Consider the following 12,382-nt stretch of genomic DNA (forward strand, 5'->3'; position numbering starts at 1 on the left):
ATTGTGCTGACGGTTCGGGGGTGCTTGTCAAGGCGGGAAAGATGCCTTGACAAGCACCCCCGAACCGCAGATGAGCTTCGTATCGGGGTGCGGGGGAGGGGCTGGGTGCCTCGATCGTTGGGTGCGCTGGCTGCGGTTTGGTGGTGGGTGGCTGGTGGGGTGCGCGGGCTGCGGTTTGAGGGGTGTGCGTGGCTGGTTGGGTGCGCGCGTCGCGGTTGGGGGTGCGGGCGGCTTGGGTGGTTGGTCGCGTTGGGTGCGCGGGTGGTGCCTTCGCCCAATGAGGTTTCTCGGTAGCGCGGTGGGTGGGTGCGCGCGTTGCGGCTGGAGGTGCGCGTGGCCGGGTGGTTGGTCGCGTTGGGCTCGCAGCGTGGGTTGTGGCCCAATGAGGTCTTCTCGGTAGGGCGGCAGGCGGGGTGCTGCAACGGTGCTCGTCAGGGCGGGTGGGGCGCTGGCGGCGAGGCGGGCTTTGCGCCTCTGGAAGTCCGTGAAGGGCTCCTTGAGGGAATCAGATTCCCTCAAGGAGCCCTTCACGGACCGCGGCCTCGCGTGGCGGGTTTCGTCGGTGGGGTGAGAGTCCTTGCCTGCTGCTGGAATCCCCAATGTGGCATTGGGTGCGTCTGACGCACCGAACGCCACATTGGGTGCGCATTGTGGCGGCGGATCGGGGGAGGACCCCGGTGGGCGAGCCTGCAAATGGACCTCTTGCGGGCGGTGGAGGGTCGCGAAGGGGACCTTGGGGGAAGGTGCGCTGTGAATGGACCCCTCGTGGCGGCGGAGGGTCGTGAAGGGTCCCTTCAGGCAAGCCGGGCCCGCGAAGGGACCCTCGCAGGCAACAGCGGGTCGTGAGGGGACCCCTGAGGGAATCAGCGGCTGTGAGGGTGGCCCTCACGTACCGCCGCCCCGCCCCGCCGCACTGCATCGCCCCGCTGCCCCGCCGCACCGCCCCGGGAACCGCAGCATTGCCTCGTTCGGTGACTGCGCCGCCACCCTGCGCGGCTGAAAGCGCCTCCCTGCCAGCAAATTCCCCGCAGACTATTGCGTGTTCGGATAATCCGTGTTCGGATTAACCGCGTCCGGGGCTAGGTGAGCCGGAGGCGGCTAGCGGGTAGGAGGTCGGCAGGTGGCGGCGAGTCAGTCTTTCGAGGTAGTGGTCGCCGGCGGCGGGTTGGGCGGGCTGTGTGCTGCCTTGTCGTTGCGGCAGCGCGGGTTGCGGGTCACGGTGGTCGAAGCGGCGCCGCAGCTGGGGGAGATCGGGGCCGGGATTCAGACTGCGCCCAATGCCAGCCGGATCCTGATCGGGTTGGGGTTGCGGGCCGAACTGCAGCGGGTTCGGTGCGAGCCGCAGGATCAGGTTCGGCGGCGGTGGGCCGACGGCAGCATTATCGCGCAGTTGCCGCTCGGGCAGCGGGTCGTGGACAAGTACGGGGCGCCTTACTGGCACTACCATCGGGCGGATCTGCATTCCGTTCTGCTGCGGGCGTGCATCGACCCGGACGGGGCGGGGCCGGTGGTGAAGGTGGCTACCGCGGCGAAGGTCGTGGATCTTGACCGGGGGAATCCGGAGCGGCCTGCGGTCATTACCGAGGACGGTCGGCGATTTGAAGGAGACGTCGTCGTCGGGGCGGACGGGATTCGTTCTGCGGTAAGGGATCTCGCGGGATTTGACGACACGCTCGCGTTTTCCGGCGAGATGGCGTACCGGGCGTTGATTCCCGGGGATTCGATCGCGGCGGATCCGGCTACTCGGTTCCTGGTCGATCGTTACCATTCTACGATTTGGTATGGGCCGGACAAGCATCTCGTGCATTACATGATCCGCGGCGGCGAGTATCTGAACGTGGTGGCGATCGTGCCGTGCACCGAGGAAGTCGAGAAGAACTGGAGTGCGCCGGCCAGTGCGGAGCAGCTTGCGGCCGAGTATTCCGATTGGGACGACCGGGTGCCGATGATGCTGTCGAAGGCCAAGGACGACGTCTCCGTCTGGGCGATGTACCGGCGGCGTCGCGATCCGGTGTGGGTGGACGGGCGCGTCGCGTTGCTCGGAGATGCTTGCCACGCAATGCTTCCGTACCAGGCGCAAGGGGCGTCGCAGGCGATGGAGGACGGGGCAGTCCTTGCCGAGGAGCTCGGGCAGGCGACGCGCGACGGGATCGACACCGCGTTGACCCGGTATGTGCACCGGCGGGCCAAGCACGCGGGGATGGTGCAGGACGCCTCTTTGCAGAATATGAGTTTTTACCACTTGCCGGACGGTCCGGCGCAACGCGAGCGCGACGAAAAACTGCGGAGTTTCGACGGCGAGTCCGATGTGTCCTACGACTGGCTGTGGAACGGAACTCCGCTCAACGACCCCGACAACGAATCGATTCACTACCAGTTCGCCCGATAGCACGAAAACGGCACACGCAGACTTCGCAAAGGAGCAAAGGCTATGCGTACCGGAGACCAGGTGGTCCAAGACTTGCCGTGGCGCTGGCGCGTCCAGGGCAAGATCTTCCTCATCGGCGGGCTCGGCTACATGTTCGACGCCTGGGACGTCGCGCTGAACGGATTCCTCACCCCGCTGGTGGGCACGGAATTCGGGCTGTCGGCGACCCAGCGGGGGTTTGTCGCCACCGCCAATCTGATCGGCATGGCGGTGGGGGCGGTCGCCTGGGGGACGGTCGCGGACCGGATCGGGCGGAAGCGGGCGTTCAGCATTACCTTGCTGTTGTTCGCGTTCTTCTCGGTATTCGCCGCGTTGTCGCCGAATATCGAGGTGTTCCTGCTGCTGCGGTTCCTCGCCGGAGTCGGGCTGGGCGGCTGCATTCCGGTGGACTACGCCATTGTCAGCGAGTTTTCGCCGCGCAAGCAACGCGGCCGCGTGCTGTCCGCGATGGACGGGTGGTGGCCGGTCGGCACGACGCTGGCGGGGGCGTCCGCGACGCTGCTGGTCCCGGTTTCCGGGAACTGGCGGTGGATGCTGGTGCTGATGATTCTCCCGGCGGTGCTGTTGTTCTGGGCGCGGCGCGGGGTGCCGGAATCGCCGTTGTACCTGGTGCGCAAGGGGCGCGAGGCGGAAGCCCGGCTGGTCATCGACGACCTCGTCGAGCGCACCGGCGCGCCGAAGGAGCCGTACCGGATTCCGCCGGCGGTTCAGGAAGACAAGCGCGGCGGCGGGGTGTTCGCGGCCGTCGACCAGCTGCGGCGGGTCTGGGCGTACAACCCGAAGGTCACCGGGGTCGCGTGGGCGCTGTTCATCACCGTGATGCTGGTGTACTACGCCGCGCTGAGCTGGATGCCGTCGATCCTCAAGGCGCAGGGCTTCGGGGAGATCGCCGCGTTCGCTTCGACCACTTTGATGAACGCGCTCGGTATCGTCGGCGTCGTGGTGGCGGTGTTGCTCGTGGACCGCATCGGCCGCAAGCGGGTCATCGCCGCGGCCGGGCCGCTCGCTGCGGTCACGCTGGTGATTTTCTCGCTGGTGCTCGGGTCGGCGGGAGCCGCGGTCGTGGCGATCGGCGCGTTCGGGCTGTTCTCGCTCATCGTCATCCCGGTGATGTACGCCTTCGTGTCCGAGCTGTACCCCACGGAGCTGCGCGCGTCGGGCTTCGGCTGGGCATCGTCGTCCAGCCGGGCGGTCACCGGGTTCGCGCCGCTGCTGTTCGGGAGCGTGCTGTGGCCGGTGCTCGGGCTTCCGCTGACGTTCACGCTGCTCGGCCTGCTCGTCGTCGGAGCCGTGGTGTTCATGGTCTTCTGCGCGCCGGAAACCCGGGGCCGGGAGCTGGACCGGATCGACGACGAGACCGCGCCGGAGCCGCACCAGTCCGAACTGGACGCAGTCTGATCCGCCGCAGCAGAAAGGGAATCGCATGAAGCCCGCCGCGTTCGCCTACCATCGGGCGCACGACGTCGCCGACGCCGTCGGCCTGCTTTCCGACCTCGCCGGGCAAGGGCGGGAGCCGAAAGCGATCGCGGGCGGGCAGAGCCTGATGCCGATGATGAGCTTCCGCCTGGCCCGCCCGAGCGACCTGGTCGACCTCGGGCGGCTGCGGGACCTGCCGGGGATGACCGACATCGTCCACGCGGGTTCGACGCTCCGCATCGGCGCGATGACGACGCACCGTCAGGTCGAGGTGGCTCAGCTCAGCCCGGGGTTCGCCGTGCTGGCGGAGGCGATGCGGTACGTCGGGCACCTGCCGATCCGGTCGCGCGGCACGGTCGGCGGGAGTCTCGTGCACGGCGACGCCACCGCGGAGTGGTGCATGCTCGCGCTGCTGCTGGACGCAGTGATCGTCGCCGAAGGACCGAACGGCCGCCGCGAGATCCCGGCCGGGGAGATGTTCTACGGCTTCTACGCGACCGCGGTGGAGGCGGACGAGGTCGTCACCGAGGTCCGGTTCACCCGGGCGGCTCCGAAGGCCGCTTTGACCGAGTTTTCCCGGCGTGCCGGGGATTTCGCGACGGTCGCGGCGGCGGTGACGCTCGAACCTCGCCAGGACGGTTCCTTGGCAGGCGGAAGGGTGGTGCTCGGTGGCGTCGCGCCAGCGCCGTTGCGGGTTCCGGAAGCCGAGGCGGTGCTGGCGGGAGGCGAGCCGGGGCCGGAGTTGTTCGCTGAGTGCGGCCGGGCGGCGGCGGAGGCGATCGATCCGCGCAGCGACGCGCAAGGCAGCGCGGATTACCGGCGGGCGCTGACGAGGACGTTGGTGGCGCGGAGTTTGGGCCAGGCATGGGAGAGGGGAGACCGGTGAGGGCATCCGAAGAACCCCGCTTCGACGGCCGGGGCGGCAAGTGGATCGGCGCGTCCGTGCGGCGTCGCGAGGATCCGCGGCTGGTCACCGGCCGGGGGCGGTTCGTGGACGACATTCACCTCCACGGCATGCTGCACGCCGGGTTCGTGCGCGCGACCGTCGCGCACGGCAAGATCACCGAACTCGACCTCGGCGCCACCCGCGAGGTGGCCGGTGTCGTAGCCGCGTATTCGGCGGAAGACCTCCAGCTCGGCGACATGGTCGCGCTGCTGGACCGTCCGCCCGAGGAGTTCACCCCGACCACGATGCCGATCCTCGCGCGCGGCAAGGTGCGATTCGTCGGCGAGCCGATCGCGCTGGTCATCGCGAAGGATCCGTACGCGGTCGAGGACGGCATCGAGGCCGCGCAGGTGAGTTACGAGGTCCTCGACGCCGTCGTTTCCGAGGAGACCGCGCTCGCCGAGGACGCGCCGCTGGTGCACGAGGACGCGCCGAGCAACGTGCTGCTCGACGTCACGGCGTTCGACACCCCGGGCGTGGACGAAGCGTTCGCGGACGGGTGCGTGATCGAGCTTGTCACCCGCAGCGGCCGGCAGAACGCGCTGCCGCTGGAGACGCGCGGCGCGGTGGCGTCCTGGGACGACCGCGACGAGCAGCTTCTCGTCCAGACGTGCAGCCAGGTGCCGCACCAGGTCCGGACCGTGCTGGCGCGTTCGCTGCGGATTCCGGAGCGTTCGGTGCGCGTCGTGGTCCCGGACATGGGCGGCGGCTTCGGGCAGAAATGCGTTGTGGGGCGCGAGGAAATCGCTGTCGCGGCGGCGGCGAAGCGCTTGCGGCGTCCGGTCAAGTGGATCGAGGACCGCAGCGAAGCGCTCGCGTCCGGGTTCCTCGCCCGCGAACAGCGATACCGCACGCGTGCGGCGTTCACTCCGGACGGCGAGTTGACCGCACTGGAATCCGACATCGTGTGCGACATGGGCGCGTACTCGTGTTATCCGTTCACCGTCGGCATCGAACCGTTGATGGCGGCGGCGGAAATGCCGTCGGTGTACCGGGTTCCGGCCTACCGCGTGCGGGCGAGGGCGATCACCAGCAACAAGGCGCCGACCGCGCCGTACCGCGGGGTGAGCCGTCCGCAGTACGTCATGGTGATGGAGCGGATCATGGACCTGGCCGCGCGCAAGCTCGGTCTTGACCCGGTGGAAATCCGCCGCCGCAACGTGATCACCGAGTTCCCGTACACCGGCATCAACAAGGTGACCTACGACCCCGGCAGCTATCTCGAATCGCTGGAGCTGGGCGAGAAGATCCTCCGCGACGAGGGCTGGTACGACCTGCGCGAGAAGAATCCGCACATCGGCATCGGCTACAGCTGCTTTTCCGAGCGCACCGGCTACGGCTCCGAGGCGTTCGCGAAGCGGAAGATGACCGTCGTACCCGGATTCGACGTGAGCGAGATCCGGATGGACCTCACCGGTTCGGTCGTCGTCACGAGCGGCACGATCAACCACGGGCAGTCCCACGAAACGACGTTCGCGCAGATCGTCGCGGAACGGCTTGGGGTCGACCTCGCCAAGGTCAAGCTGCGGCAAGGCGACACCGAACGGATTTCCTACGGCTGGGGCACTTTCGCGTCCCGGTCGGTGACGATCGGCGGTTCGGCGGTGGCGACGGCGGCGACCCGGCTGGGCGAGCAGCTCTGCGTCATCGCGGCGCACCTGATGGACACCCGCGTCGAGAACGTCGGCCTCGACGGCGACGGGGGAGTCATCCAGCTCGACGACCCCAGCCAGCGGCTTTCGTTCGAGGAGATCGCCGACGTCGCGTACCTGCGCAGCCACCTGCTGCCCAAGGAAGCCGAGCCGACACTCACCGCCACCGCGGCGTTCGACGTCCCCGGCGACGGCACGTTCTCGAACGCGACCCACGCGGTGGTGGTCGAGGCCGACCCGGGCACCGGACAGGTGAAAATCCTCCGTTACGCCTGTGTCGAGGACTGCGGCGTGGTGATCAACCCGAAGGTGGTCGACGGCCAGGCGCGCGGCGGGATCGCGCAAGGCATCGCCGGCGCGCTGTTCGAGGAGGTCACCTACGCCGAGAACGGCGAACCGTCGGCGGCGAGCTTCATCGACTACCTCGTCCCGACCGCCGCGGAGATTCCCGACATCACCGTCGACCACCTCGAAACCCCGTGCGCTTTCACCGAAAGCGGCGCGAAGGGGGCCGGGGAGGGTGGCACGATCGGCGCCCCCGCCGCCGTGCTGAACGCGGTCAACGACCTTCTCTGGCACACCGGGGTCCAGCTGGAGCAGACCCCGGTCCACCCCGAGGCCGTCCTCGCCGCGCTCGCCGCGGCCGACCGGGAGAAAGCGGGTACCGGCGCATGACCGACAAACAGCTGATCGTCCTGACCGTCAACGGCGAGGAGCACGAACTGCTCGTCGAACCGCGGTGGACGCTGCTCGACGTGCTCCGGCACGACGTGGGCCTCACCGGCACGCACGTCGGCTGCGAGCACGGCGTGTGCGGGGCGTGCACGATCCTGGTCGACGGCGAACCGGTGCGCGCCTGCCTGATGTACGCCGTGCAGGCGGAAGGCTGCGCGATCCGGACCGTCGAGGACCTCGGCACCCCGGAGGAGCCGAACGATCTGCAGCAGGCGTTTTCGGAGCACCACGGCCTGCAGTGCGGCTTCTGCACGCCCGGTTTCCTCATGCTCGCCGAGGGATTCCTCGCCCAGGAACCGTCGCCGACGCGCGAGGAGATCCGGGAGACGGTGTCGTCGAATCTGTGCCGCTGCACCGGATACCAGACCATTGTGGACGCGATCGAGGCGACCGCCGCGCGGCGGTGCGCCGGATCCGGCAGGAAAGAGGACGCGGTCCGATGATTCTCGAGAACACCCTTGACCTTCCCGGCGATCCGGACACGGTGTTCGCGCTGCTCAACGACGTCGAGCGGGTCGCGGGCTGCCTGCCCGGCGCGGTGCTGGAGGGCCGGGACGGCGAGTCGTATCTCGGCAAGGTCAAGTTCAAGGTCGGCCCGGTCAGCGCCGCGTACGCGGGCAAGGTCCGGTTCACCGAAATCGCCGAGGGCGAGCGCCGGCTGCGGCTGTCGGCCCGGGGCGCGGACAGCCACGGCAACGGCGACGCCGAAGCGGACGTCACGCTGACCCTGGTGCCGGGTCCGAAGGGTTCGGCGCTGAACCTGCACACGGATCTGGTGGTGCGGGGCAAGATCGCGCAGTTCGGCAAGGGCGCGATCAGCACGGTGTCGAACCGGATCCTGCAGCAGTTCGCGCAGAATCTCGGTGCGCTGCTGGAGAACGGCGGCACCGCACCGGCTCCGGCGGCACCATCGGCCGCCACCGCGCCGGCCTCGGATTCGCTCGACGGACTGGCGATGCTGTTGCCGCCCAACGCTAAGCGCTATCTCCCGATCGTCGCGGCGGGCGCACTCGGGCTGTTCCAGGGCTGGCTGCTCGGCCGGGTCCGGTCGCAGCACAAACTGATCAAGGAGCTGCTGCGTGAACGCGCCTGAGAACGGACTGCACGGCACCGAGACCGACCAGACCTACGTCCGCGCGGGGTTCGGAGCCGCGGTGCCGCGGGGAACCGCGCCGGTGCTGGTCGTGGTCGACCTGACCCGCGGCTTCACCGAACCGGAATTCCCTTCCGGCGCAGACCTTTCCGCCGAAGTGGAAGCCGCTGACGCGCTGGTCCGGGCCGCCCACGAGAGCGGAGCCCCGGTCGTCTACACCGCGATCAGCTACACCCCCGCGGAGGCCGACGGCGACGCGATCGCGTGGCTGCGCAAGGCTCCCGGCATGCGGAGCCTGCGCGACGGAAGCGCCGAGGTCGCGCTCGATCCCCGGCTGGAACGGCACGACACCGATCACCTGATCGTCAAGAAGGGCGCGTCCGCCTTCCACGGAACGAGCCTCGCCGCGCTGCTCACCGGCCTTGGCGCGGACACCGTGCTCGTCTGCGGCGCGACGACCTCGGGGTGCGTCCGGGCCACGGCGGTCGACGCGGTCCAATCCGGCTTCAACACCCTCGTCGTCCGCGAAGCCTGCGGCGACCGCGCGCGGGGACCGCACGACGCCGCTCTCTTCGACCTGCAAGCCAAGTACGCCGACGTGATCGGCCTGGGCGAGGGCGTCGAGCTGCTCGCCAAGGCCCGCTAGGAGTTCCCGAATGTCTTCTGTTTCCGACCGGGTGCTGACCCAGCCCGCGCTCGCCGACCTGGCGGACGTCCCGGCGGCCAGCGTCTGGGTGCGGTCCGGTTCCGTCCGGCTGCACGTCCTCGACTACGGCCCCGCCGAGGGCGTCCCGCTCGTGGTGCTGCCCGGGATCACCAGCCCGGCGATCACCATGGACTTCGTCGCGCGCGAGCTGACCGACCTCGTCCGTCCGCTGGTGCTCGACGTCCGCGGCCGCGGCCTGTCCGACGACGGGTCGAGCTATGCCCTCGATGCGTACGCCGCCGACGTCGAAGCGGTCGTCGACCAGCTGAACCTGTCCGCGCCGCTGCTGTTCGGCCACTCGATGGGCGCGCGGATCGCGGCGAAAGCCGCGCTGTCCGGCGGGATCGCGGGCACCGTCCTCGCCGACCCGCCGATGAGCGGCCCCGGCCGCCCGTACCCGACCTCGCTGGCGGTCTTCGAGTCCCAATTGGACCAAGCGCAGCGGGGGACCAGCGCGGACGAGGTCGCCGCGTCGTGGCCGCGCTGGCCGCGCCGGGAACAGGAACTGCGCGCCCGCTGGCTCGCGTCGTGCTCTCGGACGGCCATCGCGGCGACGCACGAGGGTTTCGAATCCGAGGAATTCCTTCCGCTGTGGGAAAATCTCCCGGGACCCGCCGTGCTGCTGTACGGCGCGGAAAGCCCGGTGGTGACCGCAGCGGACGTCGCGGTGCTGGAGAAATCGAAGCATCCGCTCGCCGGCGTCGAAAACGCCGGGCACATGATCTTCTGGGACGAACCGCGGCCCGCCCTGCAGGCGCTGCGTTCGGCGTTGAAAGACCTGCTCGCCCGCTGACCCCGGTGTGTTTTTCGTACTCGGATAATCCGTATTCGGACAATCAAGGAGGTCGCCATGGACCAGAACCTGTTCAACGACATCTGCTTGCGCCAGCTGACTTTTTCCGGCGTGCACGAGGGCGAGACGGTCGTCGTGCTGACCCGCGGCGCCGAGCGCGCCGAGTACGCGGACGCCTTCCTCTGGGCCGCCCAGCAGCTCGGCGCGGCGACCTACCACATGCGGCTGCCGTCGCCGGCGAACGCGTCCGGCGCGTGGGCGGTCGGGCAGTCCGGTCTCGACCAGCTGCCGCTCGCGGTGGACGCGCTCAAGGCCGCGGACATGGTCGTGGACTGCACGTTCCTGCTGTTCAGCGAGGAGCAGTTCGCGATCCAGGCCGCCGGGACCCGGATCCTCACCGCGGTCGAGCCGCCGGAGCTGCTGGCCCGGCTGATGCCGACGAAGGAATTGCGCGAGCGCGTCGAGATCGGCGCGGAACTGCTGGCCAAGGCCAAGACCATGCGGATCACCAGCCCGCACGGGACGGACGTCACCTACCAGCTGGGCGTGTACCCGACGATGAGCGAGTACGGCTACACCGACCAGCCCGGCCGCTGGGACCACTGGCCCGCGGCGTTCGTCTTCACCGGCGGTTCCGACGACGGCGTGGACGGCAAAATCGTGCTCGCGCCCGGCGACGTGCTGCTGCCGTTCAACACCTACGTGCAGACGCCGGTCGAACTGACCATCGAAAAGGGCTTCATCCAGGACATCCGCGGCGGTGCGGGTTCGTCCGGCCTCGACGCCGACCTGCTGCGCAGCTACATCGAGTCCTTCCACGACCCGCGCGGCTACGGCATGTCGCACGTCGGCTGGGGCCTCGACGAGCGGGCGCACTGGCACGGCCTGACCCAGTTCCCCGGCGGCATGGGCATGGAGCTGCGCAGCTTCTACGGCAACGTGATGTTCTCGATCGGTCCGAACAACGAACTCGGCGGACCGAACGACACGGCCTGCCACTTCGATATCCCGATGCGCGGCAACAGCCTGTACCTCGACGACGAGCTGATCGTCGACGCGGGCGAGCTGACCGTGAAGGACATGCGCCCGGCGGCGAAGCGATGACCGACCACCACATCGGGATGATCGTCCCGAGTTCCAACCTGACCATGGAAACCGAGCTGCCGCGGATGCTGCGCGCCCGGGAGGAGCGGTACCCGGAGGACCGGTTCGTCTTCCACTCCGCCCGCGCGCGGATGCAGCACGTGACGCCGGAGCAGTTGCGTGCGATGAACGCCCAAGCGGAGCGCGCGGCGACTGAACTGGCCGACGCGCGACCGGACGTCGTCGCGACTGCCTGCCTGGTCGCGATCATGGCGCAGGGGCCGGGTTATCACTGCACCGCGGAGGATTCGATCGCCTCGGCGTTGCGCGCGGAAGGTTCGGACGCGCCGGTGGTCTCGTCGGCGGGCGCGCTGTTGTCCGGGATCGCCGCTCTGGAGGCGAAGCGGGTCGCGATCGTGACGCCGTATCTGAAGCCGCTGACGCAGGCTGTTGTCGAGTACTTGGAGGACGCGGGCGTCGAGGTGGTCGACTCGCTCTCGCTGGAGGTGCCCGACAACCTGGCGGTGGCGCGGCTGGACCCGGCGGATCTTCTGGCGCACTACCGGAAACTGGACCTGTCCCGGGCGGACGCGCTGGTGCTGTCGGCGTGCGTGCAGATGCCTTCGCTGCCGTCGATCCAGCCGGTCCAGGACGCGGTGGGGATCCCGGTGCTGTCGGCGGCCACGGCCACGACGTTCCGGATCCTCAGCGAACTGGGGGTGCGGCCGGAGGTGCCGGGGGCGGGGCATTTGCTGAGCGGGAAGGTGACAGCTGCCGCCTAGTCCGCGCGGGTTGGCGCAGAGGTGCGTGAGGGGAACCCTGAGGGAATCTGATTCCCTCAGGGTTCCCCTCACGCACCGTCTCGCGGCGCTGGGGAGCGGCCAGGTCGGCGGGGCAGTTCGGCTTCGGGTGGTTGCCGTGCGGCGCAACGGGTAACCGGTGGGTTCCCGACACCCGAGGAGGCAGCATGGCCGCACCCACCCGAACCGACCTGATCACCGTGATCACCGACGACCACCGCGACGTCGAGCGGGTGTTCGCCGAGCTCGAGAGCGAACCCGAGGCGGGGAACCGGAAAGACGTGGTCGACCACGTGATCGCCGAGCTGGTCCGGCATTCGGTCGCCGAAGAGCAGCTCATGTACCCGGCCGCGCGCAAGCACCTCGACAACGGCGACGAGATCGCCGACCACGAGATCGAGGAGCACGCCGAGGCCGAGAAGGTGATGAAGGAGCTCGAGCGCAAGAATCCCGGCGAACCGGAGTACGAGGAGCTGCTCGGCAAGCTCATCGCCGACGTCCGCCACCACATCAAGGACGAGGAGAACGACCTGCTCCCGCGGCTGCGCGAGGCGTGTTCGGCCGAGGAGCTGGACCAGCTGGGCGAGTGGGTGCTGGCGGCGAAGAAGATCGCGCCGACCAGGCCGCATCCGCACGCGCCGAGCAAGCCGCCTGCGAATCTGGTCCTCGCGCCGGGAGCGGCGTTCGTCGACAAGATCCGCGACGCGCTGACGGGACGGAAGAGCTGAAC

The 12,382-nt window shown here is 69.2% G+C and carries 11 protein-coding genes; all 11 read left to right on the forward strand.

Annotated elements, in window-relative coordinates; all coding sequences use genetic code 11:
* Nucleotides 1–1,120 precede the first annotated feature (1,120 nt).
* The gene (locus PUT80_RS17250) at nt 1,121–2,389 is read left to right on the forward strand and encodes an FAD-dependent monooxygenase (RefSeq protein WP_275292818.1); all 1,269 of its coding nucleotides are present in this window, start codon (nt 1,121–1,123) and stop codon (nt 2,387–2,389) included.
* A gap of 42 nt (nt 2,390–2,431) precedes the next feature.
* Nucleotides 2,432–3,826: an MFS transporter gene (locus tag PUT80_RS17255; RefSeq protein WP_037813179.1), complete on the forward strand. Its 1,395-nt coding sequence runs from the start codon at nt 2,432–2,434 to the stop codon at nt 3,824–3,826.
* 25 nt (nt 3,827–3,851) lie between these two features.
* On the forward strand, nt 3,852–4,730 hold the full coding sequence (locus PUT80_RS17260; RefSeq protein WP_275292819.1) for an FAD binding domain-containing protein: 879 nt from the start codon (nt 3,852–3,854) through the stop codon (nt 4,728–4,730).
* A complete protein-coding gene (locus tag PUT80_RS17265; protein ID WP_275292820.1) occupies nt 4,727–7,117 on the forward strand; it encodes a xanthine dehydrogenase family protein molybdopterin-binding subunit in 2,391 nt (796 codons plus the stop codon). Before PUT80_RS17260 ends, PUT80_RS17265 begins: the two co-directional genes overlap by 4 nt.
* Entirely contained in the window at nt 7,114–7,620 is a 507-nt protein-coding gene (locus PUT80_RS17270) for a (2Fe-2S)-binding protein (RefSeq protein WP_037813174.1), read from the forward strand. The genes PUT80_RS17265 and PUT80_RS17270 overlap by 4 nt, the downstream gene beginning before the upstream one ends.
* Entirely contained in the window at nt 7,617–8,270 is a 654-nt protein-coding gene (locus PUT80_RS17275) for an SRPBCC family protein (RefSeq protein ID WP_275292821.1), read from the forward strand. The genes PUT80_RS17270 and PUT80_RS17275 overlap by 4 nt, the downstream gene beginning before the upstream one ends.
* Complete coding sequence (locus PUT80_RS17280) at nt 8,257–8,916, forward strand: isochorismatase family protein (protein ID WP_275292822.1); 660 nt, start codon at nt 8,257–8,259, stop codon at nt 8,914–8,916. Before PUT80_RS17275 ends, PUT80_RS17280 begins: the two co-directional genes overlap by 14 nt.
* A 10-nt stretch (nt 8,917–8,926) precedes the next feature.
* Nucleotides 8,927–9,769, forward strand: coding sequence for an alpha/beta hydrolase (locus tag PUT80_RS17285; protein ID WP_275292823.1), 843 nt, complete (start codon nt 8,927–8,929; stop codon nt 9,767–9,769).
* A gap of 57 nt (nt 9,770–9,826) precedes the next feature.
* Nucleotides 9,827–10,873 (forward strand): leucyl aminopeptidase, encoded by a 1,047-nt coding sequence (locus PUT80_RS17290; RefSeq protein ID WP_037813170.1) that lies wholly within the window; start codon nt 9,827–9,829, stop codon nt 10,871–10,873.
* Nucleotides 10,870–11,634 carry an Asp/Glu racemase gene (locus PUT80_RS17295; RefSeq protein ID WP_275292824.1) on the forward strand — a complete coding sequence of 255 codons (765 nt, stop codon included), beginning with the start codon at nt 10,870–10,872 and terminating at the stop codon, nt 11,632–11,634. The genes PUT80_RS17290 and PUT80_RS17295 overlap by 4 nt, the downstream gene beginning before the upstream one ends.
* 185 nt (nt 11,635–11,819) lie before the next feature.
* Nucleotides 11,820–12,380 carry a hemerythrin domain-containing protein gene (locus PUT80_RS17300; protein ID WP_275292825.1) on the forward strand — a complete coding sequence of 187 codons (561 nt, stop codon included), beginning with the start codon at nt 11,820–11,822 and terminating at the stop codon, nt 12,378–12,380.
* Nucleotides 12,381–12,382 lie beyond the last annotated feature (2 nt).

The sequence above is a fragment of the Amycolatopsis sp. La24 genome (assembly GCF_029087445.1).
Lineage (GTDB): Bacteria > Actinomycetota > Actinomycetes > Mycobacteriales > Pseudonocardiaceae > Amycolatopsis > Amycolatopsis nivea.

Bases quoted from the DNA above. Each gene is read 5' to 3' on its own strand.
- PUT80_RS17255 (WP_037813179.1), top strand. From the start codon at position 2,432: ATGCGTACCGGAGACCAGGTGGTCCAAGACTTGCCGTGGCGCTGGCGC.
- PUT80_RS17260 (WP_275292819.1), top strand. From the start codon at position 3,852: ATGAAGCCCGCCGCGTTCGCCTACCATCGGGCGCACGACGTCGCCGAC.
- PUT80_RS17270 (WP_037813174.1), top strand. From the start codon at position 7,114: ATGACCGACAAACAGCTGATCGTCCTGACCGTCAACGGCGAGGAGCAC.
- PUT80_RS17275 (WP_275292821.1), top strand. From the start codon at position 7,617: ATGATTCTCGAGAACACCCTTGACCTTCCCGGCGATCCGGACACGGTG.
- PUT80_RS17285 (WP_275292823.1), top strand. From the start codon at position 8,927: ATGTCTTCTGTTTCCGACCGGGTGCTGACCCAGCCCGCGCTCGCCGAC.
- PUT80_RS17290 (WP_037813170.1), top strand. From the start codon at position 9,827: ATGGACCAGAACCTGTTCAACGACATCTGCTTGCGCCAGCTGACTTTT.
- PUT80_RS17295 (WP_275292824.1), top strand. From the start codon at position 10,870: ATGACCGACCACCACATCGGGATGATCGTCCCGAGTTCCAACCTGACC.
- PUT80_RS17300 (WP_275292825.1), top strand. From the start codon at position 11,820: ATGGCCGCACCCACCCGAACCGACCTGATCACCGTGATCACCGACGAC.